The sequence below is a fragment of the Euryarchaeota archaeon genome (assembly GCA_016207515.1).
In the GTDB taxonomy this organism is placed as follows: domain Archaea; phylum Thermoplasmatota; class SW-10-69-26; order JACQPN01; family JACQPN01; genus JACQPN01.
On record JACQPN010000023.1, the window covers coordinates 1 to 23,337 of the forward strand.

The window sequence follows — 23,337 nt, forward strand, 5'->3', positions numbered from 1 at the left end:
AGACGGGCGGATTGACCGGGCGCAATAGCGCCTCATGCACGATTCGAGTGCGAAGAGATGAATGCCCATACATTCACAAGCGCGTGAGGGGGTTACTTGCCACGGACGCCGCCTCATCATAGAGATGATGCGACTTTTCGCAAAAGTTGCTTCGGGGCCCCCTTCCGTCAGCGGCCTCGACGCCTGATGACCCATGGTCAAGCGTCCTTCGGCGTCGCAACGAAAACGGCGGCGACCGCGAGGCTGCTTACGTGCATCAGGAGATGCTCGTTGTGCTCGCCGAGGTCGGCGACGAGGTCGGTCGCAAGATGGATCGCGCCGACCACTAGTAGGACCATGAGGACAAGGTCGCTCGTCCTTGAGCGGCCGCGCAGCTTCCAATAGGCGTACGCCGCGACCGCAAGCGAGATGACGTTCAAGAGGCCAGCGTCCGCGAGAAAGGCGTCTTCGATGCCCATGCTATCGTGACTGCGAGCCGCGCGGCGCCTGATTAGGGCAACGGTTTTGACGCACGCGGCCCGATAACACGTATGTATAAGTACGTACCGAGCCCGGTCCCGGCGCGCTTTCCTCCTGGACGCGCTTCCGGATCACTCGGGCCGGAACCCACGCGGGATCTGGACGCCCGCCTTCGCGCAGATCTCCCAGAACTCCTTCGGCGTGACCCCCTTGTGGTCACGGTCCCACGCGCGGTAACCCTCTATGAAGTCCTTGACCTCGCCCTTGGTCTTTCGTTCCGTATGCGTCTTGATCTCGTTCACGATTGCCCCGATTTGCTCCTTGCTCGCCGTGAGGCCGTGCTCCGCAAGGCGCGCTTCGACGGCCCGCGCCCCCGTGTGTTTTCCGAAGACGAAGCGGCGTTTCCGCTTCAAAGTCTCCGCCTGGATGGGTTCGTACGTCAGCGTGTTCTTGATGACGCCGTCCGTGTGGATCCCCGATTCGTGCGTGAAGGCATTGTATCCGACGACAGGCTTCGTTATCCCCAATGGCACGCCGCTGAGTTCCTCCACGAGTTCCGCAGTCGCCTGGATGCGGTCGAGCTTCACGCCGGTCCTGAAATCGTAGAGGAGTTCAAGCGCCATCACTACTTCCTCGAAACTCGTGTTCCCCGCGCGCTCGCCCAGGCCTCCGAACGTCGTGTTGATGCATGGGACGCCCTCCTCGATCGAGGCAAGCGTATTGGCGGTCGCCATCCCGAAGTCGTTGTGGATGTGCACTCCCTCCTCCGTACAGCCGAGCTTGATCCGCTTTCTCACTTCGCCGATCCACCATCTCATCGCGGGCGGCGTCATGACGCCGACCGTGTCGCAGTAGAGGATCCGGTCCGCCCCGGCCTCGATTGCCGCGTTGTAGATGCGGCCCACGAAATCGAGGTCCGCCCGCACCGTGTCTTCCGTCACGAAGGTCACTTTGAGGCCGTGCTCCTTCGAGTACTCGACGGAATCGACCGCGTGCTTGATCGCCTCCTCCTCCGTCATCTTGAGTTTGTACTTGAGGTGGACCGGCGAGGCCGCGATGAACGGGGAGACCTCCTCCGCGTCGGCTTTGATGCAGGCGTCGATGTCGGAGCGTAGCGTCCGGCACGCGGCGAGCACCGACGCGTGGGAAAGCCCCTCCTTGGCGATGCGTTTCACGGATTCCAGTTCTTTTTCGGACACCGCGGGGATCCCGCAGTTGATGACATCCACGCCGATCTCGTCGAAGATCTTCGCGAGCCGTACTTTCTCCTCGACACTGAAATACACCCCCGGCGTCTGCTCGCCGTCCCGGAGCGTTTCGTCCCAGAACACGACCCGTTGCGGCATCGACCGCTTGAGTCTGCCCTCGACGTTGTAGTTGTGGACCAGGATGTCGTCCGGCATGGGCCTTCCTTCTTGGCTCCATTAACGGGCGACGAATCTAATAACGTTTCCCCGGGCGAAGCGCGCCCGACCGTGATATCAGGCGGAAGCAGGGTCCACGTCGACGATCTCGATCTCGAAATTGAGGGGTCTGTTTGCCATCGGGTGGTTGAAATCGAGCTTCACGGAACCATCGGCCACCTCGACGACTCGCGCCGTGAAGACCCGACCCTCTTCATCGCGGATGCTCACTTGCTGGCCCGCCGACGGCACGCGGTCCCCGAAGGAATCCCGGGGCACGGTCTGCACCATCCGGGGGTCAGCCTCACCGTAGGCGTCCTTCGGTTCGAGGCGCGCCTTCACGAGATCGCCCTGGCGTTTTCCGACGACGGCCTTTTCGAAACCGTCGATGACCTCCGACTCGCCCACGACGAACGACAGCGGTTCTCCTCCGACGTTCGTGTCGAAGACCTCGCCGTCGTCGAACGAGCCGGTGTACATGACGGAAACGGTGTCGCCTTTCTCGATGGCTTTCATCTCGACCTCCGGCGAAAATCGCCTTCCCCTATAACTAGCCATTGTCGTTGCGCTGCGGGCGGAAACACGACGCGGCCCACGCGCCGGTGCTCGTCACGGCGAGGCGGTTTGGCGCCTGGTCCGAGTGGGAGTTGAACATGACCGACCGTGGCGGCCGGTCTAGACAATCATTTCTCGACCCGCCCCCCGACTACTCTTGACGCATCAAGCCGGCGTCCATGTCGCGTAGAGCGCTTGTATCTCCTTTGCGAACCGTTCTGCCACGACCCGTCTTTTCACTTTCAGGGTGGGCGTGAGCTCGCCATCCTCCTGGGTGAACTCGCGCGGCACGAGCGCGAAGCGCTTCACGGCCTCGAACTTCGACAGGTTCGCATTCACGGCGTCGATACGCGTCGCGTATTCGGCGACCACCTGGGGGTTCGCAACGAGCGCCTCGTTCGTCGCGACCATCCCGCGCTCCTCGGCCCACGCCCTAAGTGCTTCGAAATCCGGGACGATGAGCGCCGTGACGTAGGATCGGCCATCACCGAGGGCGACCGCCTCCGAGATGAGGGGGCTCGCCTTCAACCGGTTCTCGATCTCCTGCGGAGCGACCTTCTTGCCGGTGCTCATCACGATCAATTCCTTCTTTCGATCCGTCACATGGAGGAACCCGTCCGCGTCGAGCTTTCCGAGGTCGCCCGTCTTGAAGAACCCGTCCTCGGTGAACGCACCTTCCGTCTCCTTTGGGAGATTGTGGTAACCCGCCATCACGTTCGGGCCGCGCACCAGGATCTCCCCGTCGTCCGCCACCCGCACTTCAACGCCCGGAAGCGGTTTTCCCACGGAACCGAACCTCGTCGCGGCGAAGGTGTTCACGGAGATGACCGGACTCGTCTCGGTGAGCCCGTAACCCCCGAGGATCGGAAGTCCCGCCGCCCAGAAGAGCTCCTCGATCTCGCGCTCGATGTGGGCCCCGCCCGAGACAAAGAATCGCAACCGGCCGCCCGTGCGCGAGCGCACCTTCGCGAAGACCAACCTGTCGGCGACCCACGCCGCCAACCGTTTCGTCCACGGGAGCCGGCGACCCGTCGTCCGCGCTCGCGCAGCCTCGGTGCCGACGCGTACGGCCCACCAGAATATCCGTTGCCTCCTTGGCGACTCTCCGTGCACGGTCGCTTCGATACGCGCCTTCATCTTCTCGTAAAGACGCGGGACGGCGATCATGACGGTCGGCCTTACCTCAAGGAGGTCCTCGGGGACCTGCTCCGTCGATTGGGCGTAGTACGCCGTCGCGCCCGCGGCGAGCACGAGGAAGTGGCCTGCGGTCCGTTCAAGGACATGTGAAAGCGGGAGGAACGACAGCATGACGTCGTCGTGGCCCATCTCCGGCACCGCTTCGAGGGCGGCCTTCACGTTCGAGACGAAGTTGCGGTGGGAGAGGCTTGCGCCTTTCGGTTCCCCGGTCGTTCCCGACGTGTAGACGATCGAAGCGACGTCGTCGGGCTCGACGCCGCGCCGGCGGGCGATCAGGCGCGCGGAGGTCGTCCGCCGGGCATCGCGCCCGTATTCCAAGGCCTCGTCGAAGCTCATGGCCCAATCTTTGCGCTCGGCGTCGAATGGAAGCGAGAAGCAGATGATGTTCTTGAGTTGAGGAGAACGCGTCTTCAGGCGGTTGAGCATCGCCATCTGCGAGGGCGTCCCGGCGAAAGCGACCCGTGCCCCGCTGTCTTTGAGGATGAATTCGGCCTTCGCCTCGGACAATGTCTCGTAGAGAGGCACCGTGACGGCGCCGACCGAAAGGATCGCGAGGTCGGCGCTAGTCCACTCGATGGAGTTACGCGCAAGGATTAGGACCCGGTCGCCGCGGCGAACGCCTAGGCCGATAAGGGCACTGGCGAGGTCCTCCACCATGGATGCGAGCTCCCTGTAAGTGACGCTACGCCAGCGGCCCCCCTCCTTCTGGGCGAGCGCGGGTTTCGTCCCGTGGCGATCGCACGTCGCCGAGAACAATTCTAGAAGCGTCTCGCCCGTAGGTTGCAGGTTCGCACCGCAGGCGTAACGCCTTGCCGTCAAAAAGGCTTGTGAGGGGTGTGCCTAAATCTATTAGGCGGTCGCCTATGCCTTTAGCGATGGAAGTCTGCAACGTATGCGGCCGCTCCTTCTCCGAAGGGGCGTTCTGTCCCGACCACCCGGGAGAAGCGGCGCGGCTCGACGCGACCGCCGCCATAGGCGACGGGGCCCGCGTGTTCGCCACCAACCTCGTGCCGTTCCTGGCTTTCTGGGTCGTGCCCACGGTCATCGGGACCGCGATCTCCGTGATGGCGGCCGAGGCGGCGTTACGGCCCAGGGACGCGCGGGATTACGTCGCGGATCTACGCTCCGTCTTGTACCTTTTCATCGGTGGCGTCCCGAGTTTCCTCGTCACCATGATGTTCGCGGGCGGGACCGCTGCCATGGTCAAGGACGGCCTCGACCAGCGCCGCGTGAGCGTGAGGTCGGGGCTCGACGCGATGACGAGGCGGCTGCCCGACCTCTTCTGGTCGGCGGTCATACTCGGCGTCCTGTTCCTTCTCGCCGTCACCGTCTTCCTGCTCCCGGCGATCGTTTTCAGCGTCATAGGCATCGAGGCCATGGCGGCGGTCTTCGCGATCCTCGGCGCACTTTTCGCTTTCATGTCGGTCTTCGTGATACTCCATTGGTTCATGTTCACGCCGTTCGTGGCGGCGTTGGAGCGCGTCAAACCGCACCGGACGCTGGTTGAAAGCAAGCTCTTCGCGGCGAAGAACCGGACCGGCGGCTTCACGGTCCTTCTCATAATCGTCGGCCTTGTCCTGGCCATCGCCAACGCGTTGACAACGGATGCCATCTCGCAAGGCTTCCCCCCGGACACGCGTCTTACGGCGCGGGAAGCGCTCTCCGGCGTCTTCCTCTGGGTCGCAACGCCACTCTTGACCGTGATGGCGGCGACCCTGTACATCCGGATGCGGACCCCCACGCGCCTCTACGAGCAGTTGCGGCCCCAGGTCGTCACCGCGTGCCCTTCGTGCCACGCGCCGATGAGTTACGCGCCGTCGGAAGGGCCTCTACGAGTCAAGTGCGGATCCTGCGGGCGGGAAGGGATATTGAGACCGGGGCGCCCTTCGTAACGAAGAGCGGGAAGTCGATGCCGGTCGGACCCATCGGTCCGGGGTCGGCCCCATCGGCCCGGGGGTCGGATCCATCAGCCCGGCCTTGTTATCTCCACCATCGAGTACTCGACCGGGCCCCCGATGGGAGTCGAGAGTTTTCGCACCCGCACCAGCGTCTCTACTTGGCCCATGCCCTTCACCGCGGCCGCGGCGCTTTCTGCGAGCGCTTCGAGGAGCCTGAACTCGCGCCCCGTGACGACGGCGGCCACCTTCTCATAGGCCGCCCGGTAATCGAGCGTGTCGTGGATGTCGTCGGAGCGGCCAGAGCGCGAAAGGTCGAGGCGCAGTTCAAGGTCGATCTCGACTTGTTGGCCCAATCGGCGTTCCTCATCGAAGTGGCCGACGTGCGCGAAGAACTTCATCGCCTTCAATTCAATCTTGTCCATGTACGCTCCTCGTCAACGCATCGGCGACCTTCGCCGACTCGACCGCTTCCCGCACGTCGTGCACTCGCAGCATGTCCGCCCGGTTCGAGACGAGCATCGTCCCCACGGCGATGGTGCCCGCGATCCGGCGATCAGCGTCGTTGACGCCGGTAAGGCGTCCGATGAACGATTTCCTTGAGTGTCCCACCAACAATGGATACCCAAGGCGGGAAAGCTCGGGAAGGCGTTTGATGAGTTCCAGGTTGTGTTCGAACGTCTTTCCGAAACCGAGCCCGGGGTCGATGATCACTTGATGCGGCCCGACGCCCGCCTTGGCCGCGGCGGCAACGCGTTCCTCCATGAATCGCCGCACTTCCGCGACGACATCGCCGTACACGGGATCCCGTTGCATGAAGCGTGGTTCGCCTAGCATATGCATGAGGACCACGGGGCGACCGGAATCGGCGACGACGTTCGCCATTTCGGGATCTCCGCGTAGGGCCGTCACGTCGTTGATGATGTCGGCCCCAAGGTCGAGCGCCTCGCGGGCGACCTTCGCGTGGTACGTGTCGACGGAGATCGGCACTTCGACGCGTCGCGCAAGCCCCTCGATCACGGCGCCGACGCGTCGGAGTTCGGCCTCCTCGGGGACGGGAGAGGCGCCGGGCCGCGTGGATTCGCCGCCGACGTCGATCACGTCGGCGCCCTCGCGTTCCATCTCGACGCCGCGTTCGATAGCACGGTCGGTGTCGACGAAGCGGCCGCCGTCGGAGAAGGAATCGGGGGTCACGTTGAGGATGCCCATGATGAGGGTCCGTTCGCCGAACCGAAGCGTGTGTCTTCCCGCCTTCATCTCGACGGTTCGACGGACCTGCCTTTGTTCATGCGACGACATCGGGCCCTCCATCACACCACCGGCCATTCGCGTATCGCCGCCCCCGCCAGGTACAACGAGCCGCATATCACGACCGGCACGTCGCGTCCCGCGGATACGGCGGCCCGTATCGCGTCGCGAGGCGTCTCGATGGCGGCCACGTCGTAACCCATCTGGGCGGCCATCTCCTTGAGTTCCATCGCCGAATGGGCGCGGGGCGAAGGCACCTTCGTGACGATTATGCGGGAGGCGAGCGGGAATATCTCCCGCATCATCTCCTTCGCGTTCTTGTCCTTCAAGACGCCGAAGACGATGCGGGGCTCCGCGATCTTCAACTCGTCGAGCGTCTCGGCGAGGACGCGGATCGCGTCCACGTTGTGCGCCCCGTCCACGATGACTAGGGGCTCGCGCCCCAGGACCTCGAAGCGGGCCCTCCACACCGTCTTCTCGAATCCACGGACGATCGTCTGTGGTTTCACCCGCAGTTCGCGCGCGATGACCTCGGCGACCGCCACGGCCACGCGAAGGTTCTCCACTTGGTGTGCCCCTGAAAGCGGCAGGGTGAGTTCGGTCTCTATCGACTCGGTCTTCACGTGGAGGGATTGCCCCGCGAGCGAACGGCTCCGGCGGATCACCTGCACGCCGCCCGCGTGTCTTAGGAAGCAGTGGAGCTCGCTCGACCTGCCCTTTATCACCCTTAGCGCCGAAAGGGTCGCCGCCGTGACTACGGGCCGGCCGGTCTTTATGATGCCCGCCTTCTCGGTCGCTATCTTGTCGATGGTGTCGCCGAGGACCTCCACGTGGTCGATCCCCACGTTCGTGATGACGCTCACGAGCGGTTCCTCGAAGACGTTCGTCGCGTCGTGGCGGCCCCCGAGCCCGACCTCCATGATCGCGACGTCGACGCGGGAACGCACGAAATGAAGGATCGCAGCGAGCGTCAAGACTTCGAAGTAGGTGAGGCCGCCGAGTTCCTTCCCCACGTTCTCGGCGACGGGCCGGATCTCCGCGATGTACCCGTCAAGCTGGTCGTCGGAGATCTCCTTCCCTTGGACGCAGATCCTTTCCGTGAGGCGGACAAGATGAGGCGACGTGTAGAGTCCCACCCGCACGTCGGCCGCCTGGAGTCCGGCGGAGAGCATGGCGGCCACCGAGCCCTTGCCGTTCGTCCCGGACACGACGACCGCCCGAAGCCTCTTTTCGGGGCTTCCGAAAAGCTCCAAGGCCCTTATCATCGGTTCGAGGCGCCACTTGCTTCCCTGACGCTCCAACCTGTCGAGCCAATCGCGCGGTGGCTCCACGTCATCCTCCCCCCGAGGAAACGAGGCGGCCGCTAGGATCGGCGGGAAACCCCTTGATGGTCACTTTGCGGCCCGACACTGTGACGCGGCCCTCGGCGATCAAGTGGATGGTGAGCGGGTAGATGACGTGCTCTTGTTCGAGTATCCGCTTTCGAAGCGTCTCCACCGTGTCGCCGTCGAGGACCGGCACCGCGGCCTGGAGGATTATCGGGCCGGTGTCGACGTCCTCTTCGACGAAGTGGGTCGTGCATCCCGTGATCTTCACGCCGTATTCGTGCGCCTTTGCCTGCGCGTCGAGGCCTCGAAACGCGGGAAGCAGGCTCGGGTGGATGTTGATGAGTCTTCCTTTGAGCGGGCGAACGAACGCGGGCGTCAGGATCCTCATGTACCCGGCGAGTGCCACGAGGTCGCAGTGCGACTCGCGGATGAGGGCGAGCATCTTGGCCTCGTGGTCGGGCCGGGCCAGCCCCTTGGGGTCTACGAAATGCGCCTCTATCCCATGCTTTTTCGCCCGCACCAGTGCCCCCGAATCCCGGTGGTCCGAGAGGACCAACCCGATTCTCGCCTTCGTTTCGCCACGGTCGCAACTGTCGATCACGGCCTGGAGATTCGTCCCGGCACCGCTTGCGAGGAATGCCACTTTCAGCATCGACGCCCCGGTTATGATGCGCCCGGTTTAAAGCCTACCGCGGCGCCTGCCGCTTCCCACACATGGAGCGCGTGCCAGCACCGGTTCGAGGGTCCCACGTGACCTACGTGGGTCGTTTATAAGGGTCGGCGGTGAGAATATGGCTGGGAAAGAAGATTGGGAAGCCACGGTCCTCGTTTCGCGAATGCGGCGGCCCTGATAGCGGCGGTGGTCGTCGCCACCGTCTCCATGGGCTTTTTCATCTCCGAGGAGAGCCGCGACGAGTTCGTCGTGGCGGAAACGCCGAGCGCTGAAAGTGAGAACGGCGCCACCGATGGCTCGCTTATCATCCTCTCCGGCGAGGCGAGGCTTGCCGACCTCTCCTCGCCGGCCTCGAACCTCGTCGAAGCCCTGGCGTTCACGGTGGGGCCCGCCGGGGACCAGGCGGAGGTGGACCTTCGCCGATCGAGCGCTTCGCTACAGCATGAGGGAAAGACTACGAGGTTCGAACTCTTGGGATCAACGACGGAAGGAGGGGGCAAGACGACCCCCCTCTCCGACCCCGACCGCTCTTTCGACACGGGGACTCTCAACGGGAAGGACGTGGTGAGCGTCGAGATAGACCTGAAAGCCCTCGGGGTCCACGTGGAGCGGGGCGAGGCGTTCACGTTCAGGATCGTCCTCGAAGATGGTCAGACCGCCGGCGAACGGTACCGGGTGCCCTTCCTTTCGATCCCCGGCGACGAAGTCCCGCTCGACAAGGCCTGACGGGCCCACGGCGGGAAGTCCTCGACTATCGCGCGTCGTGCAGATGACCGTTTTCGACGGCCCCCCCGTCGGGTCGTCTCTCGGCCGGTGGGTGGGACAAGTCGCCCGATCTCATCGCGCGGCTTACGCGATCATGGCAGTTTGGGTAGGAACTCCCAGAACTTGTGCGCGGGAAGCCCCTCCTCGTAGCAGTAGTGGATGTTCTTGAAGCCCTTCCTGAACTCGGCGACGTCCGCCTTCACCTTCTGCGGCGGCGTCTTCTTCGCGACGACCTCGACGACGAAGTCGGCCACTTGTGACATGTCGTTCTCGCGCATGCCAAGACGAGTGAGTTCCTGGGTGCCGAAGCGGATCCCGCTCGGGTTCATCGGCTTCTCGTCGCCGGGGATCATGTTCATGTTCGAGATCACGCCCGCATCCTCAAGGTCTTTCGCGCAGGCCTTCCCACCGCCATGGATCTTCACGTCGACGAGGACCTGGTGCGAGGCCGTGAAGCCCCGCTTCTCGCAGAGCACCTTGATGCCGCGCTCGTGAAGCGCTTGGGCGAACGCTTGGCTGTTCTTGATTATCTGGTTTGCATACTGACTTCCGAACTCGATGTGCTCGGCCAACGCGACGGCCTTGGCGGCCATCTGGTGAAGGTGATGGCTTGAGAGCGTCCCTGGGAACGATGCGGCGTCCAGTTTTTTCAGAAGCTGCTTGTTCGCTTCGACGGAATCGTCGAGGTCCGAAAGCAGGATGCCGCCCGGGGGGCCCGGGAGGGTCTTGTGCGTCGAGGCCGAGATCCAGTCCGCGCCCTCGCGAAGCGGGTCCTGGAACTTCCCGCCGGCGATGAGCCCAAGCACGTGCGCGCCGTCGTACATCACCTTGGCACCCACCTCGTGCGCCGTGTCGGCGAGTCCTCCTTTGAGATCGTAAGGGAAGAGGAACGCGCTCGCCCCGAAGACCGCGACCTTCGGCCGAGTCTCCTTGATCACCTTTTTTGCCGCGTCCACGTCCACCGTCATGTCCTCGGGGTCGAACGGGTAGGTCGCAATCTTGAGGCCCCGAAGCCCCGCGGCGCCGAACCGGGCGTGGCTGATGTGGCCTCCGGACGCGGTGTCGAGGGCCGTTATCGTGTCGCCCGGTTCGCACGTCGCGAAGAACGAGGCGATGTTGCTCACGGTGCCGCTGATCGGACGCACGTCGGCGTAGCGGCAGCGGAACAGCTCGCGCGCGAGTCCGGTCGTCTTCGTCTCGACCTCGTCGACGAACTTCACGCCTTGGTAGTAGCGTCGGCCCGGATGCCCTTCGGCGTAGCGGTCGACGAAATCGGAGACCAGGAGTTGCCGCGCGAGAGGCGACATGACGTTCTCGCTGGCGATCATCGGCAGGCTCTCCGAAAACCACGCGTGATGCTTCCGGATGGAGGAGTAGACTTCGACGACTTCGCGCCTCAAAGAGACACCCGACGCGTGAGCCGCGCCCGGCGATAAATAGGGAACGGCATGCTTTCCGGTGTGGAAATAACCGGGAGGCATCGGAGTCCTCGTCGCTCGCCTCGGGTCTTCCCCTGGATCCGGGCCCCGTCCCTGCAGCCTCATCGCGTTTCTTGGGGCGCCCGCTTCTTACAGCGAGTGGCCCATCCGGCCCTTTTTCGTCCGGAGGTATCCGCGGTTCTCCTTGTTCGAGCGAGCGCGGATCCCGATGCGCTTCGAGACTTTCACGCCGTGCTTCTCCAGTTCGCCGACTTTCGCCGGGTTGTTGCTCATCAGGCGCACGGACTTCACGCCTTTCGAGCGCAGAAAGCACGCGGCGCAACTGTAATCGCGTAGATCCGCCGCGAATCCGAGGAGCCGGTTCGCTTCGACGGTGTCGGCTCCCATGTCCTGGAGCTCGTAGGCCCGGATCTTGTTCACGATGCCGATGCCCCGTCCTTCCTGGCTCATGTAGAGGATGAGGCCCCGTCCTTCGCGCCTGATGCGGCGCATCGCGAGGCGTAGCTGGGGGCCGCAATCGCATCTTTTGGAGCCCAATGCGTCGCCCGTGAGGCACTCGGAGTGGATGCGGACGAGAAGGTCCTTGGCGTTATTGAGCTGGCCAAGGTACAGCGCGACGTGTTCTTCGCCGATGACGGGGCAGCCGAAGGCCATGATGCGAAACGCGCCCTCTTCCGTCGGGAGCTCGGCGCTTCCGGTCACGTCGGGGTCGTCGCAACGCTCGTCGGCTATCAACCCGATGGCCTTGCGGTTCACGGTTTCAGATTCAGCGGCCTCTATTTTTAGGCTTTGCCATTTTTGGGGAGTTACGCCATATTGAGTAGGGCCCGGTTTCCGGAGTTTCGTGCCAGATTCGCGGCGTCACGCGGCTCGCTGCAAGGCCGCCTTCCGTCAGGTTCTGCTGCCGTCTCCGCTCCTCATACGCTTTAAATACGGGAAGTGGATTGGTGGGTCGCTTCCGGGCCAAGGCGGCGACTTTTCGCCAAGCGGTTTCCGGTTTGCAGGGCTCGTAGCTTAGCTAGGTAGAGTACTCGGCTCTTAACCGAGGTGTCATGGGTTCAAATCCCATCGAGCCCGTCGACCGGTCCCCAACGGTCCCTCGGTCGACGGCATGGTGACGTGGCGCGTGTGCGCCGATGTCACCGCAGCCCGTCGACGGGGCCCCAACGGTCTACACCGTCGACGGCGAGATGACGAGGCCCGAAGGCCGAAGTCATCGAAGCCGCCACTTGGGCGCTGAAGCGCGACGGCAGCGGGTCAAGTGGACGAGGGCGCAGCCCGAATCCACGATGACCCGAGCCTTCGCCGCGCGAAGGCGAGCGTCCTTTCCCGTCGTGTCCGCGCGTACATACAAGTACCTATATTTGTCACACCGCTCTCTTCAGCATCGTAAAAGCCGTCAACGCGATGACAATCGCCGCCGCCAGGTTCAGCGCCACGAACACGCCGCCGACCTCGACGCCCCCCATGTAGACAGCGACGTAATTGAAAGCGCCGTGGAGGATGACCGCGACTGCGTAGAAGGGAAGGAACCCCGCCGTGAAGCCAAGGCCCGTCTTATGCCATTTCCAAAGCCCGACCGCGGCGATCGCCGAGGCGGTCGCGTGGATGAGCATGCTCGTGTACGCCCGCACGAGCACCGTCGCAAGGTAAGCGATTATGCCGTCCGTGGCGAGCGCCTGCACCTGGTAGAGAAGGTTCTCGGTCGCAGCGAATCCAAGTCCCGCGGCGGCACCGGCGGCAAGCGCATGCCGCCCCGACCGCATCCAACCGATCGCCAGGGCGGCGGCCATGACTTTTGCGGCTTCCTCCACGACCGGCGCCACCAGTATCGCGCCCGCGAAATCGGCGTCGACTTGGAAGAGCGCGACGGCGAGCGGGATGAATGCGACGTTGAACGCGATGGCCAGGAACGCGGACCCGAGCGCCGCCGCAAGGAGGACGGACCCGAGGACCATCCAGTCGAAGACGCCGCCCCGGCGTTCCCTGTGTATCTGGCCGAGGAAGTAGAACGCGGGGGCGAACGCGAGGAGGACTATGAGCCATAGCGTGAAGTCCTCCGCGGCCACGCGCTCTCAATCGCGGCGGTCCCCATTAAACCGATTGACGCGGCACACCCTGCCGGCGGGGCGACCGCAGCGTCCACCGATTTCTATTAGTAATCGGCAATAGATAGTGAGCCCCATGCACCCGTCGCAGGCGATACTCGCCTCGAAATCGGACCGACTCGTCGGCAAGACGGTCGTCCTCGGGGTCACCGGAAGCATCGCGGCCGTCGAGAGCGTGAAATTGGCGCGGGAGCTCATCCGGCACGGGGCGGTCGTGATCCCCGTGATGAGCCCCGAAGCGTGCCGTATCGTCCACCCGAACGCCCTCGAGTTCGCAAGCGGCCGCACGCCAGTGACGGAACTTACCGGCGCAACAGAGCACGTGACCTTGATGAGGGCCGGCGCCGGGGCCGATCTGCTCCTCATCGCCCCCGTGACCGCCAACACCATCGGCAAGATCGTGCACGGCGTCGACGACACGCCTGTCACGACATTCGCGTCGGTCGCGCTCAAATCAAAACCGGTGATACTCGCGCCCGCGATGCACGAGGCCATGCTCGAGAACCCGTTCGTCAAGGAGAACGTCGAGAGGCTTCGCTCGGCCGGCGTCGAGGTGCTGGAGTCCCACATGGACGAGGGGAAGGCGAAGCTCCTCGACGTCGAACTCATCGTAGAGGCCGTGCTACGACGACTCGGTGATTGGAGCCTCAAGGCAAAACGAGTGCTCGTCGTCGCGGGTGGTACCGAGGAACCGATAGACGCGGTCCGCTCGGTCACGAACAATTCTACGGGCTCGACGGGGCGGCAGATCGCGCTCGAGGCCTATCGACGCGGCGCCGAGGTGACCCTCTGGATGGGGCGCGGCCTCGACCCGGTGTTGCCAAGCGACGTTTCCGTCAGCCGTTTCAAGACGACGGCGGAACTCGTCTCTCTTGCGCCCCGGGCGAAGGGCTTCCACCAAGTCATCGTCCCCGCGGCCGTTTCCGATTACGCTCCGACGCCTCGCGACGGCAAGATCCAAGCGGGCGAAAGGGAGCTGACACTGATCCTCACCAAGACGCCGAAATTCGTCGACGAACTCCGTCGACACTTCTCCGGCCCCCTGGTCGTTTTCAAGGCCGAGGCAGGACTCGACCGACGCTCGCTCGAAAAACGCGCCCGCGAGACGCTCGAACGCACGAATGCCGTCCTCGCCGTCGCAAACGACGTGGGCGACGTGGAGCGGGATGCGACGAAGGCGCTCCTCGTGGAGAAGGGCGGGGCCGTCGAGTTCACGGGGACGAAAAGTGAACTCGCCTGCAAGATACTGGACCGGCTGCGGTGACGCGATGATTGAAGGCGCTGCGTTCGCTCCCGGCCACGCGTCGGGCATTTTCCAGATATTCGACTCCGCTCCCGATCCCGCGCGACGGGGTTCGCGAGGGTGCGGGGCCTGCTTTTCGCTCGGGGCACGGACACACGTCTCCGTCGAGAACGCGACGACGCAGGAGATCCGCGTGACCCTCGATGGCGAACCGTCGGAGGCGCCCGTGACCAAGACGGCGGTCCGCAACCTCATCGGCAAGTCGCCTTTGACGGTGGAGGTGACGACCGTCCTTGATCTTCCCGTATCGCAGGGTTTCGGAATGTCAGCCGCCGGCGCGCTCTCGACGACGCTCGCCTTGGCCAAGGCCGTCGGGCTCACGAGGACGGACGCGGTGCACGCGGCGCACGAGGCGGAGGTGACGCTTCGCACTGGGCTTGGCGACGTGGTCGCCGCAACGCAAGGAGGGCTCGAGATGCGAAAGAAGCCGGGCCTTCCGCCATACGGAGCCGTGGACATCATCCCGTTCGACGGCGAGTTCGTGCTGGCGGTGGTCGGCGGCGAACTCCAGACGCGCGGCGTCCTTTCGAACCCCAAGATGCGTCTCGCCGTGAACGCGGCCGCGGAAAAGCACCTCGGGACGCTCTTCGATTCGCCCTCTATCGAGAACTTTTTTCGCCTCTCGAAGGCATTTGCCAGGGATTCGGGGTTACTCACGCCGATACTAAGGGAGGCGATAACGTCGGTCGAAGAGGCGCACGGGTGGGCGACGATGAGCATGCTCGGCAACAGCATATTCGCGGTCGGGCCCACCGAACGCGTGAGGGCCGCGCTCGAAAGTTTCGGCACGACCTACGTGACTGACGTCGACACGCGGGGAGCGCGGGTCGTCACGGAGATCGTGAGACCGCAGCTATGAGCCGCCGGTCTCGGCGACGCCGTTCGTGCGCCGGGTCTTGCCGGGATCGGCCGCTCGCCTCTACCGTTTGGGTCGGTTCTCCTTCCGGATCACGAGTTTCAAGCCCGACCAGGCCTCGTCGACGGCGCACACCTTGACGTCGACGAGCCCCAAGGGGAGGGCGACGTCGCGGACCACGTCCTCGGTCACGTCGGTCTCGACACCCGAGGCTTTCTTGGGCCACGAGACCCAAATGGGCGCCTCCGGCCGGATGACGCGCATGAGGCGCGGGAGGGCCGCCGCGAGGCGGGCTCGCCTCGAAACGAAAACATGGACGAGGTCGAGATTCTCTGCGGGGCGCGTCAACACTTGGACATCGGGCGGGAGTTTCCCCAAGGCCCGCCTGAAACCCGCCGGTTCGTCGACGAACATTATCCGGTGCCCGGGCTTCACCCCCAGTTTCTCAGGCAACGATCTCTTCGAGTAACCTGCCAGGAACATCGGGAGCATGTCTCGAACGCCTTGGATCGTGAAAAGCCCGCTATGATGTAACTTCTGCGCTCGCGGCGTGGAGGTCCCTACGGGCCGACGAGCTCGACTTTCAGCACCTTGTACGCGATCCCCTCAGCGCCCGCGAAGCCGGGCCCCACGACCACATGTTGAAGCTGCCAGTCCCCAGCCACTTTGTCATGTGCCTTCGTCACCACCTTGAACGGGCCAGGTTCCGGGGTGGCCATTGATGCTTCGAAAACGGTCCCGTCCGGTGCCGTGACTTTTTCGCCCATGTAGCCGATTGCAATGGGCGACGGACCCGCGATCGCAAAAATCAGCACGAAGGAGGCCCGGTCGTACCCGGCTCTCACACTGATCGTGTCGACAGGCGCGGCTGGGCCGTTCTCACGGTTCAAAGCACCGCCGAGCCGCCCATGCTGGAAAATGAGGTCTTGGGCGTAAGGGACCGCGACTTTACCCTGGAAACCGTGGCCGCGCGCGATCACCTGGAACTCGGCGTAGGTCTCGTGTTGGAACCTCGTCACCTCGCCTGCCGCCGCGTCGTACGTAAGGACGAAATGGTCACTCGCCCCGGTGAACTCCACTTCCGCCGTGGTCGCCGAGACCGAGATGACTTCGGCATCCACGGGGCGCGCTTCGAACGCGGTCTTCCACGTGTCGCCTAGGGTGAGCGGGAACTTCAACGGGTGGAACGGCGCGTCGTGCATGTCGAACGAAAGATCGGATTGCGACACCTCGCCTAGACCTGGAAGGTGCAAGACGAGGAGCTCGTCCGAGAACTCCTTCTCGGGCGACCCGACCATGTAATGCGAGTCCATCACGGCCGCGACGACGCGCGTCGTCTCGTAGCGGCCACCGAAGACGTCGGTGACGCGGATCCGCCACCAGTCCCCGACCCGAAAGACCGGCGGCGACGCCGTGGACGGGACCTCGTCGGGCACGTCCGGTGCCTCGGGCCGCGATTCGTCCGTCCCTTGCGTGTCCACGTCAAACGAGGTGGTCGCAACGTCCGACGGCCCCGTAGGAGTCGCACAGCCGGCAAGAAGCATCGCTAGCACGAGACCCAACGTGCCTCGCCGGTTCCTCATCTTTTTCCGACTCGTCGGTGGATACATAATCCTTATGGGTCCCCAGGCATTCGGGCCGCCCCGGGGTGCGTGGGATGGTGCATTCCAGGTCGCCCGATGGTCGGCCCCGCGCGGTCTCTTTTTCCTCACTGGGCCGTTCGCCACCATTTTGTAGGCGCCCACGTATGCACCGTCTCGTGGCCGCCCCAGTCAGGTACACCGTCTCGATGCCGAACCCGGACAACCACCTCTTCCACGTGAGGATGGAAGTCGACGAGGCGAGCTTGCCGTTGAGGGTCGCGATGCCGGTGTGGACCCCGGGCTCGTACACTCTGCGCGAGTACGCGCGTAACGTCCAATCGCTCGTCGCAACGGCCGCCGGGAAGCCGCTCCCGGTCGTCCAATTGGACAAGGCCACGTGGGAAGTAGCGGGAAGTGCCGTGCAAAAGGTGGCGCTCGAATACGACGTTTCGGCGCTCAACCTCGGCGTCCAGGGCGCGCACCTCGACCGCACCCACGGTTACTTCAACGGCGCCGCCGTCTTCCTGTTCGTCATCGGCGAGACCGGGCGGCCGGCCGAAGTCGAGATCAGGCACCCCGACGGGTGGCGAGTCTCCACCGGGCTTCCGCCGGGAGCCAAGGAAGGGCATTACCGGGCCGACGACTACGATCATCTCATCGACTGTCCCGTCGAGATCGGGACCCATCGGGTGCTCGGATTCGAATCCATGGGGGTCCCGCACAGGATCGCGCTCTACGGAAGGGGCAACCATTCCGAGGAGCGCCTTGCACGGGACATCAAGGCGATCGTCGACGCGGAGCTCGCGATATTCGGCTCGCCACCTTACGACGATTACACCTTCATCATACACCTCACCGACAGGCGCGGCGGCGGGTTGGAACACCGTAACTCCACGACGCTCAACGTGAACCGCACGTGTTTCCAACCGCAGAAGGACTACGAGACCTTCCTCTCGCTCGTTGCCCACGAGTTCTTCCACACGTGGAACGTGAAACGCATCCGTCCTGTGACCCTGGGCCCTTTCGACTACCTGAAGGAGAATTACACGCGCCTCCTTTGGGCGATGGAAGGGCTGACGAGTTATTACGATAGGCACGTGCTCGTTCGCGCAGGATTGTCAAAGCCCGAGAAGTACCTCGAATATCTCGCCGATGAGGTGAAGAAACTCCAGGACACCCCCGGGCGCAAGATGATGAACCTTGAGGATTCGAGCTTCAACGCGTGGGTGAAGCACTATCGCCCGGACGAGAACAGCGTGAACACCGCGGTGAGTTATTACCACAAGGGGGAACTCGTGGGCCTTCTTCTCGACCTCGAGATCCGGCGTGCGAGCTCCGGCGTAAGATCCCTCGACGACGTGTTTCGCATCCTGTGGGACCGCTTCGCGGTCAAGGGAAGAGGCATCGGAGAGCAGGATATCGAAGCCGCCTCAACGGAGGCGCTCGGGCACTCCACGAGGACGTTCTTCGACATGTACGTCCGGGGCACCGACGAGCTTGATTACAACGCAGCCTTGTCCGCGGCCGGCCTGGAATTGAAGGCGACCACCGAGAAACCAAAAGACGACGACGCGCGCCCGCGACCGATAGGGGCGAAGGACGAAAAGACGCCCCGCGGCTACCTAGGCGTGAAACTCAAGGGCGAAGATGGGAAGGCGCTCATCGAGTCCGTCCTCACTGGAAGCGCCGCCGAAGGAGCCGGACTGAGTCCCGGCGACGAGATCCTGGCCGTGAACGACTTGCGCGTCACGGACAAGACGCTCGCTGACAGGATCACCGAGTACGCCGCCGGACATGCGGTGGAGGTCAGGTTCTTCCGTCGCGACGAGCTTCTCGGCGCAAAAGTGGTCCTCGGCGAACGACCTCCGGACAAGTACAAGATCGTGAAACGGAAAGACGCGGACGCGACAGCCAAGGCGATCTACGCGCAGTGGCTGCACGAACCGTTCGACAAACCGAAAACGAAGGATGAAGACGAGGCGTGACCGCGGGCCCCGCCGCCACCGTGCGCCCACGGCAGAGGGCAATACGTGGCGTCGACACTTTCCAAGGGCGACGCGTGCGTGTTGGCCTAACTGAAACTCGGGTCGAACGCCGGTTTGGGCGTCTCGCGCTTGACCGGCCCCTCGAGCTGTATTTCGCTCACCGTCGCGAGGGGGATCATTCGCACCCCTTCCTTGCCTTCGATGACGATGTGCTCGCTCGATCCCAATACCTGGATGCCGTTGAAGACGCCCTTGTCGCTGATGCACGTGAGGACCCCATCCACCACGTAGCGGCGCTCGACCTTGATCTTGTCCCCAAGGTACACGGAGCGCGGCTCCACGGGCCCGGCGTTTTGCGTCTTCTTCCTCGCGTGCTTCAACGATTCACCGGACAGTGGTGGGCCTTCGAGGGTTATCAGCCCACTCCAAGGAGTCAATAAGCGTTAGGCCTAAGGGGCCCTTGGGGCCCCGAGAGCGCGGCGCGCCACGGGGGTCGCGTCATCCCGACCCCGCAAGACTCGCACAGGGGCAACGGGGAGGCAAGGCGAAGAATTCCCAAAGGGCCCGCCGGCCGTGGACATGTTCAACGGCGCCTCTTGGCCCCGCGCGAGGGCCTCGCCTCGCAGATTGGCCGCTACTACGTCGGCCACGTTTATACGCCCCAAGTCGTTGGCCCGCCGTGGACCTGCTTCCCGTCGGCGTTCCCGCGATGACCACGCTCCTGTTCATCTTCGCCGCCCTTGTGCTCACGGAGGCTCGCAACTACCCGCGCGCCTACAGCTACGGCACGATAGCGCTCATCGTCTTCTTCGGCCAATCGTTCTCCGCGTTGTTCTTCGGAGGCGACCCGGTGAGCGCCCAACTCGCCGTCGACGTCGATGACCTACTCGCCTTCAAGGTCTGGTGGACGCCGCTTTCGTACATGTTCCTCCACTTGGATTTCCTCCACCTCTTCGGAAACATCTTCATCCTGCTCTCCATCGGCCCGCTTCTTGAATCGCGCATCGGCGCCCGAAGGTTCGCCGCGATATTCTTCGCGGCGGGCGTCATCGTGCCCGCGGTGACGGCCGTCCTCGCTGTCGTGACGGCGGAGTCCATCTTCTCGGCCCCCGCGGTCGGGGCGTCAGGCGCCGTCTTCGGGGTACTAGCGACGTTTGCGACCCTCTATCCGAACGAGCGTGTGCCCGTCATCCTCCTTTTCTTCGTGGTGTGGCTTCCCGCGCAGATCGTCTTCAGCATGTACATCGCCTTCAACCTCATCTATGCCCTCGGGTCGACGAGCATCGGGTGGTGGGGCCACTTCGCCGGCGCTGCGGTCGGGATAGCGGCCGTGCCGCTTCTCAACCGTTATCGGAAAGCGGGAAGCGCCCCGGCGGTAGAGATCAACCCATCAGACCTCGAACCGCTCGCGACGACGCCGACCCTGAAAAGCATACTCGGGCACCTGCGGGATGTCTCGAAGAACGAGACGCGCGATGACGCCGTGTTCCGTGCCGCTTGGCTGGAGCGTTTCATCGAACGCGCGAAGTGCCCGAAATGTGGGAAGACGTTGGAACTCGGGGCGGGCGGGATCACGTCCGACTGTGGGTACTCGCTTCCGGACAAGGGAAAGGCCGCCCCGGACTCGGTTTGATCGAGTACACGGTTACGCGCCCGTTTGACACGTCGCGTGTGACGTCGGTCTCACCTAACGTCCTCCGGCATCATGGCGTCCGACCGGTCTCTTCGCCGTCATGCCGATTTTCTAAACCTCACAACGCCCGCGACGGTGGCGCCCTCCAATCGAGGCCCACGGTGCGGTGGCCGATCTTCGGGATGATGAAGCCGGCCCGCTTGTGCTGGCTCCGGTTCAACAACGCCGCGACACGGGAGACCGTCTCGACGTCCTCGCCCGTCTTCTTCGAGATATCCTCGAAGGACATCTGGAGTTCCAGTCCATAGAGCACCTTGTCGAGCCTCGTGTAGCTCATGCCAAGGTCCTTCTCATCGGTCTGGCCGGGGAAGAGCCCGGCCGACGGGCGCTTCGAGACTAGCCGGGCCGGCAGGCGGTAGAAGGTTGCAAGGTCCACCACCTGGGTCTTGTAGAGGTCGCCGATCGGGTGGATGTCGGCGGCGCCGTCACCGAACTTCGTGAAATACCCCGTGAGCAGTTCCGATTTGTTGCTCGTCCCCGCGACGAGCCCTTTGGCGCTCGCCGCCCTCGCGTAGAGGACGGCCATCCGGACGCGCGGCGCGATGTTGAGGCCGGCCCCTTCACTAAGAGATTTTCCAAGGAGGTGCGCGGCCGCTGAGACCGGTGCCGAGATGTCGAGCGTCTCTAGTTTGATCCCGGCCGCTTTCGCCGACAGTACCGCGTCCTTGGCGTCCGTAGAACCGGGCCCGTTCGGCAGGAACACGCCCAAGACCTTCGAGGGCCCGAGGCACTCCGCCGCGATCTTCGCCACCAGCGCCGAATCGATCCCCCCCGAAAGGCCGACGACGACGCGCCGTGCCGCGCTTTTCGAGAAGTAGTCGCCCAGGAAGGCTTCGATGACCATCGCCGTCTCGCCGGCGTCTATCTTCGGGGCAAGTGTGACCATGTCCGGGAAGCGCTTATATCGAGTGCCCAATATGTAGTTTGTTTAGGATGAATAGCGAAGTGCGCGCGGCATTGAACCAGGTGACGCCCCTACTTGCCGAGAAGGAACACAACCTCGCGTTGATGGAGAAGAAAGTGTCGGCGACGAACGCCGACCTCCACGTCTTCCCAGAGCTCTTCCTCACCGGTTATTACAACCGGGACCTGTTCAAGACACTCGCCGAGCCGCTCGACGGGCCATCGGTCACCCGGGTCCTAAGACTCGCCAAGCGCACCCGTTCCCACATCGTCTTTGGCATGCCGCGCCTCTCGCGAACGGGCGACATCCACAACGCGGCCGTCATCGCTGGTCCCGACGGGCTCGTCGGCCATTACGACAAGCTCTACTTGCCGACTTTCAACATGTTCGAGGAGTCCATCCATTTCGCGCCGGGAAAGTCCCTCCCGGTCTTCGAAACGCCCCTCGGCCGTATCGGTCTTTGCATCTGCTACGACCTTTTCTTCCCCGAAGTGACGAAGACGCTGGCACTCAATGGCGCCGAGATCATCGCATGCATATCGGCTAGCCCCAACACGTCGCGACGCTTCTTCGAAGCCGTGTTCCCGGCGCGTTCGCTCGAGACCACGACCTTCCTTCTCTACACCAACCTCGTGGGACCGCAGGACACGATCCCCTTCTGGGGCGGAGCGACCGCGTATGGGCCCCGTGGAAACGAGCTTCTCAAGCCCGTGAATTTCAAGGAGCGCACCGCCGTCGTGGACCTCGACGCGGCGGATCTCGACATCGCAAGGGGAAGACGACCGCTGTTACGGGACACGCGGCAGGCTTTCTTCTATCCTCTGGCGGACCCCGATAAGAGCCGTTGAGTATTTCGCGAGGCGGCGCCACCACTTTGCGGGTCGTGCCAAAGGAGCGGCGGGTCATGAGTTCGCCGTCGATCGTCGGTCGGATGGTCGCGGCGCCTAGAGCGGATCGGCCACCCAAAAGGCATTGAAGAAGTTGGCCGATGCCACCCTATGCGACTTCGCCTCGGCCATAGCCCGGACGCCGACGACGCCTTCCTGTTCTACGGCATGGTGCACGGGAAGGTGGACACGCGTGGCCTCGAGTTCGAGCACGTGTTGGCCGACATCGAGACCCTCAACAAGCGGGCGGCCTCTGGCGAATTGGAGATCACCGCCATGTCGCTGCATGCTTACGGCCACTTCTTCGACAAGTACGCGATCCTCCCACATGGAGCGAGCATCGGCGACGGCTACGGCCCCCTGGTCGTTTCGCTGTCGTCCATGGGCCTCGATGAACTTCCGCACCGCAAGATCGCGATCCCCGGTGAACTCACCACGGCGCACCTTGCACTGCAACTTGCGATCGGCAAGTACGCGTACGAGGTCGTGGAGTTCGACCGGATATTCGCGGGGCTACGCGCCGGGGCTTACGACGCCGGTCTCATCATCCACGAGGGCCAGCTCACCTACGACGAATTGGGGTTCAAGAAGGTCGTTGACCTTGGCGAGTGGTGGAAGCGCGAGACGGGCCTGCCACTGCCGCTTGGACTGAATTGCGTCCGGCGCGACCTTGGACGGGAGACGATGGAGAAAGTCGCTCTTGTCCTCAAGGACAGCATCGATTACGGCCTCGCGAACCGGAAGGAGGCGCTCGGCTACGCCGCCCGCTTCGGCCGCGGCACCGGGCCCGAAACGCTCGACCGGTTCGTCTCCATGTACGTGTCGCCTCGAAGCCTCTATGCGACCCACAGGGAACGTAGCGCCGTCCGCATGCTCTTGGAACGTGCGCACAAAGCAGGACTCCTGCCACGCATCCCCCACGCTACGTATGTGAATCTTTCCCCTTAGCGTCCACAAGCGGCGGCCTCCGCGCAGTCAACGAGGGTAGGCCGGTCCGGCCCGGGCTTCGCCTTGGTCCGTGCGATCCGTGAGGTGCGCGTCGAAACGTCTCGTCCA

Annotated in this window: 23 protein-coding genes and 1 tRNA gene; 9 read left to right on the plus strand and 15 right to left on the minus strand. The window is 63.9% G+C overall.

The window, feature by feature from the left end; genetic code table 11:
* Window positions 1-197 precede the first annotated feature (197 nt).
* The 4 genes from HY556_10280 to HY556_10295 all read right to left on the minus strand — a co-directional run bounded on the left by HY556_10280 (window position 198) and on the right by HY556_10295 (window position 4,433).
* Window positions 198-458, minus strand: a complete 261-nt coding sequence (locus tag HY556_10280; GenBank protein MBI4394161.1) for a hypothetical protein — start codon at window positions 456-458, stop codon at window positions 198-200.
* A gap of 132 nt (window positions 459-590) precedes the next feature.
* A complete protein-coding gene (gene aksA / locus HY556_10285; protein ID MBI4394162.1) occupies window positions 591-1,862 on the minus strand; it encodes a homoaconitate hydratase in 1,272 nt (423 codons plus the stop codon).
* A 78-nt stretch (window positions 1,863-1,940) separates the two neighbouring features.
* The gene (locus HY556_10290) at window positions 1,941-2,378 is read right to left on the minus strand and encodes a peptidylprolyl isomerase (GenBank protein MBI4394163.1); all 438 of its coding nucleotides are present in this window, start codon (window positions 2,376-2,378) and stop codon (window positions 1,941-1,943) included.
* Window positions 2,379-2,582: 204 nt separating this feature from the next.
* Entirely contained in the window at window positions 2,583-4,433 is a 1,851-nt protein-coding gene (locus HY556_10295; protein ID MBI4394164.1) for a long-chain fatty acid--CoA ligase, read from the minus strand.
* Between the two features lie 56 nt (window positions 4,434-4,489).
* Here HY556_10295 and HY556_10300 point away from each other — a divergent pair, with 56 nt between their 5' ends.
* Window positions 4,490-5,506, plus strand: coding sequence for a hypothetical protein (locus HY556_10300; protein MBI4394165.1), 1,017 nt, complete (start codon window positions 4,490-4,492; stop codon window positions 5,504-5,506).
* Window positions 5,507-5,580: 74 nt separating this feature from the next.
* On the opposite strand, the gene folB is transcribed toward HY556_10300, so the two are convergent.
* Genes folB through HY556_10320 form a run of 4 tightly spaced genes read right to left on the minus strand, consistent with a single transcriptional unit; the run spans window position 5,581 to window position 8,737 of the window.
* Window positions 5,581-5,934, minus strand: coding sequence for a dihydroneopterin aldolase (folB, locus tag HY556_10305; GenBank protein ID MBI4394166.1), 354 nt, complete (start codon window positions 5,932-5,934; stop codon window positions 5,581-5,583).
* Window positions 5,921-6,766, minus strand: a complete 846-nt coding sequence (folP, locus tag HY556_10310) for a dihydropteroate synthase (protein ID MBI4394167.1) — start codon at window positions 6,764-6,766, stop codon at window positions 5,921-5,923. Before folP ends, folB begins: the two co-directional genes overlap by 14 nt.
* 53 nt (window positions 6,767-6,819) lie before the next feature.
* Complete coding sequence (locus tag HY556_10315; GenBank protein ID MBI4394168.1) at window positions 6,820-8,088, minus strand: bifunctional folylpolyglutamate synthase/dihydrofolate synthase; 1,269 nt, start codon at window positions 8,086-8,088, stop codon at window positions 6,820-6,822.
* Window position 8,089: 1 nt separating this feature from the next.
* The gene (locus HY556_10320) at window positions 8,090-8,737 is read right to left on the minus strand and encodes a phosphoribosylglycinamide formyltransferase (GenBank protein ID MBI4394169.1); all 648 of its coding nucleotides are present in this window, start codon (window positions 8,735-8,737) and stop codon (window positions 8,090-8,092) included.
* Window positions 8,738-8,893: 156 nt separating this feature from the next.
* Between HY556_10320 and HY556_10325 the strand changes: the two genes are divergently transcribed.
* Window positions 8,894-9,484: a hypothetical protein gene (locus HY556_10325; GenBank protein ID MBI4394170.1), complete on the plus strand. Its 591-nt coding sequence runs from the start codon at window positions 8,894-8,896 to the stop codon at window positions 9,482-9,484.
* 131 nt (window positions 9,485-9,615) lie between these two features.
* Here HY556_10325 and HY556_10330 read toward each other — a convergent pair whose 3' ends face one another.
* On the minus strand, window positions 9,616-11,004 hold the full coding sequence (locus tag HY556_10330) for a serine hydroxymethyltransferase (GenBank protein ID MBI4394171.1): 1,389 nt from the start codon (window positions 11,002-11,004) through the stop codon (window positions 9,616-9,618).
* Window positions 11,005-11,091: 87 nt separating this feature from the next.
* On the minus strand, window positions 11,092-11,616 hold the full coding sequence (gene ribA, locus HY556_10335; protein ID MBI4394172.1) for a GTP cyclohydrolase II: 525 nt from the start codon (window positions 11,614-11,616) through the stop codon (window positions 11,092-11,094).
* A 349-nt stretch (window positions 11,617-11,965) separates the two neighbouring features.
* Here ribA and HY556_10340 point away from each other — a divergent pair.
* Window positions 11,966-12,039: transfer RNA gene (locus HY556_10340), tRNA-Lys, on the plus strand.
* A gap of 290 nt (window positions 12,040-12,329) precedes the next feature.
* On the opposite strand, the gene HY556_10345 is transcribed toward HY556_10340, so the two are convergent.
* Entirely contained in the window at window positions 12,330-13,031 is a 702-nt protein-coding gene (locus tag HY556_10345) for a PrsW family intramembrane metalloprotease (protein ID MBI4394173.1), read from the minus strand.
* A gap of 115 nt (window positions 13,032-13,146) precedes the next feature.
* Between HY556_10345 and coaBC the strand changes: the two genes are divergently transcribed.
* Together coaBC and HY556_10355 are read left to right on the plus strand one after the other, a co-directional pair.
* Entirely contained in the window at window positions 13,147-14,334 is a 1,188-nt protein-coding gene (gene coaBC, locus HY556_10350) for a bifunctional phosphopantothenoylcysteine decarboxylase/phosphopantothenate--cysteine ligase CoaBC (GenBank protein ID MBI4394174.1), read from the plus strand.
* Window positions 14,335-14,338: 4 nt separating this feature from the next.
* A complete protein-coding gene (locus HY556_10355; protein ID MBI4394175.1) occupies window positions 14,339-15,232 on the plus strand; it encodes a GHMP kinase in 894 nt (297 codons plus the stop codon).
* Window positions 15,233-15,292: 60 nt separating this feature from the next.
* On the opposite strand, the gene HY556_10360 is transcribed toward HY556_10355, so the two are convergent.
* Together HY556_10360 and HY556_10365 are read right to left on the minus strand one after the other, a co-directional pair.
* On the minus strand, window positions 15,293-15,712 hold the full coding sequence (locus HY556_10360; GenBank protein ID MBI4394176.1) for a DUF3052 family protein: 420 nt from the start codon (window positions 15,710-15,712) through the stop codon (window positions 15,293-15,295).
* A 77-nt stretch (window positions 15,713-15,789) separates the two neighbouring features.
* Window positions 15,790-16,812, minus strand: coding sequence for a hypothetical protein (locus tag HY556_10365; protein MBI4394177.1), 1,023 nt, complete (start codon window positions 16,810-16,812; stop codon window positions 15,790-15,792).
* A 176-nt stretch (window positions 16,813-16,988) separates the two neighbouring features.
* On the opposite strand from HY556_10365, the gene HY556_10370 reads away from it, so the two are divergent.
* On the plus strand, window positions 16,989-18,797 hold the full coding sequence (locus HY556_10370) for a M61 family metallopeptidase (GenBank protein MBI4394178.1): 1,809 nt from the start codon (window positions 16,989-16,991) through the stop codon (window positions 18,795-18,797).
* Window positions 18,798-18,883: 86 nt separating this feature from the next.
* Here the strand turns inward: HY556_10370 and HY556_10375 are convergent, their stop codons facing one another.
* Window positions 18,884-19,177 (minus strand): hypothetical protein, encoded by a 294-nt coding sequence (locus HY556_10375; GenBank protein MBI4394179.1) that lies wholly within the window; start codon window positions 19,175-19,177, stop codon window positions 18,884-18,886.
* 299 nt (window positions 19,178-19,476) lie between these two features.
* Here HY556_10375 and HY556_10380 point away from each other — a divergent pair, with 299 nt between their 5' ends.
* Complete coding sequence (locus HY556_10380; GenBank protein MBI4394180.1) at window positions 19,477-20,430, plus strand: rhomboid family intramembrane serine protease; 954 nt, start codon at window positions 19,477-19,479, stop codon at window positions 20,428-20,430.
* Window positions 20,431-20,548: 118 nt separating this feature from the next.
* Here the strand turns inward: HY556_10380 and nadE are convergent, their stop codons facing one another.
* Window positions 20,549-21,376 carry an NAD(+) synthase gene (nadE, locus tag HY556_10385; GenBank protein MBI4394181.1) on the minus strand — a complete coding sequence of 276 codons (828 nt, stop codon included), beginning with the start codon at window positions 21,374-21,376 and terminating at the stop codon, window positions 20,549-20,551.
* A 47-nt stretch (window positions 21,377-21,423) separates the two neighbouring features.
* On the opposite strand from nadE, the gene HY556_10390 reads away from it, so the two are divergent.
* Together HY556_10390 and HY556_10395 are read left to right on the plus strand one after the other, a co-directional pair.
* Window positions 21,424-22,242 (plus strand): carbon-nitrogen hydrolase family protein, encoded by an 819-nt coding sequence (locus tag HY556_10390; protein ID MBI4394182.1) that lies wholly within the window; start codon window positions 21,424-21,426, stop codon window positions 22,240-22,242.
* A gap of 150 nt (window positions 22,243-22,392) precedes the next feature.
* On the plus strand, window positions 22,393-23,229 hold the full coding sequence (locus HY556_10395) for an ABC transporter substrate-binding protein (GenBank protein ID MBI4394183.1): 837 nt from the start codon (window positions 22,393-22,395) through the stop codon (window positions 23,227-23,229).
* Window positions 23,230-23,337 lie beyond the last annotated feature (108 nt).

Coding starts and splice junctions, on each gene's coding strand:
- HY556_10280 (MBI4394161.1), bottom strand. CDS start 458: ATGGGCATCGAAGACGCCTTTCTCGCGGACGCTGGCCTCTTGAACGTC.
- aksA (MBI4394162.1), bottom strand. CDS start 1,862: ATGCCGGACGACATCCTGGTCCACAACTACAACGTCGAGGGCAGACTC.
- HY556_10290 (MBI4394163.1), bottom strand. CDS start 2,378: ATGAAAGCCATCGAGAAAGGCGACACCGTTTCCGTCATGTACACCGGC.
- HY556_10300 (MBI4394165.1), top strand. CDS start 4,490: ATGGAAGTCTGCAACGTATGCGGCCGCTCCTTCTCCGAAGGGGCGTTC.
- folB (MBI4394166.1), bottom strand. CDS start 5,934: ATGGACAAGATTGAATTGAAGGCGATGAAGTTCTTCGCGCACGTCGGC.
- folP (MBI4394167.1), bottom strand. CDS start 6,766: ATGAAGGCGGGAAGACACACGCTTCGGTTCGGCGAACGGACCCTCATC.
- HY556_10320 (MBI4394169.1), bottom strand. CDS start 8,737: ATGCTGAAAGTGGCATTCCTCGCAAGCGGTGCCGGGACGAATCTCCAG.
- HY556_10330 (MBI4394171.1), bottom strand. CDS start 11,004: ATGCCTCCCGGTTATTTCCACACCGGAAAGCATGCCGTTCCCTATTTA.
- ribA (MBI4394172.1), bottom strand. CDS start 11,616: ATGGCCTTCGGCTGCCCCGTCATCGGCGAAGAACACGTCGCGCTGTAC.
- coaBC (MBI4394174.1), top strand. CDS start 13,147: ATGCACCCGTCGCAGGCGATACTCGCCTCGAAATCGGACCGACTCGTC.
- HY556_10355 (MBI4394175.1), top strand. CDS start 14,339: ATGATTGAAGGCGCTGCGTTCGCTCCCGGCCACGCGTCGGGCATTTTC.
- HY556_10360 (MBI4394176.1), bottom strand. CDS start 15,712: ATGTTCCTGGCAGGTTACTCGAAGAGATCGTTGCCTGAGAAACTGGGG.
- HY556_10365 (MBI4394177.1), bottom strand. CDS start 16,812: ATGAGGAACCGGCGAGGCACGTTGGGTCTCGTGCTAGCGATGCTTCTT.
- nadE (MBI4394181.1), bottom strand. CDS start 21,376: ATGGTCACACTTGCCCCGAAGATAGACGCCGGCGAGACGGCGATGGTC.
- HY556_10390 (MBI4394182.1), top strand. CDS start 21,424: ATGAATAGCGAAGTGCGCGCGGCATTGAACCAGGTGACGCCCCTACTT.
- HY556_10395 (MBI4394183.1), top strand. CDS start 22,393: ATGCGACTTCGCCTCGGCCATAGCCCGGACGCCGACGACGCCTTCCTG.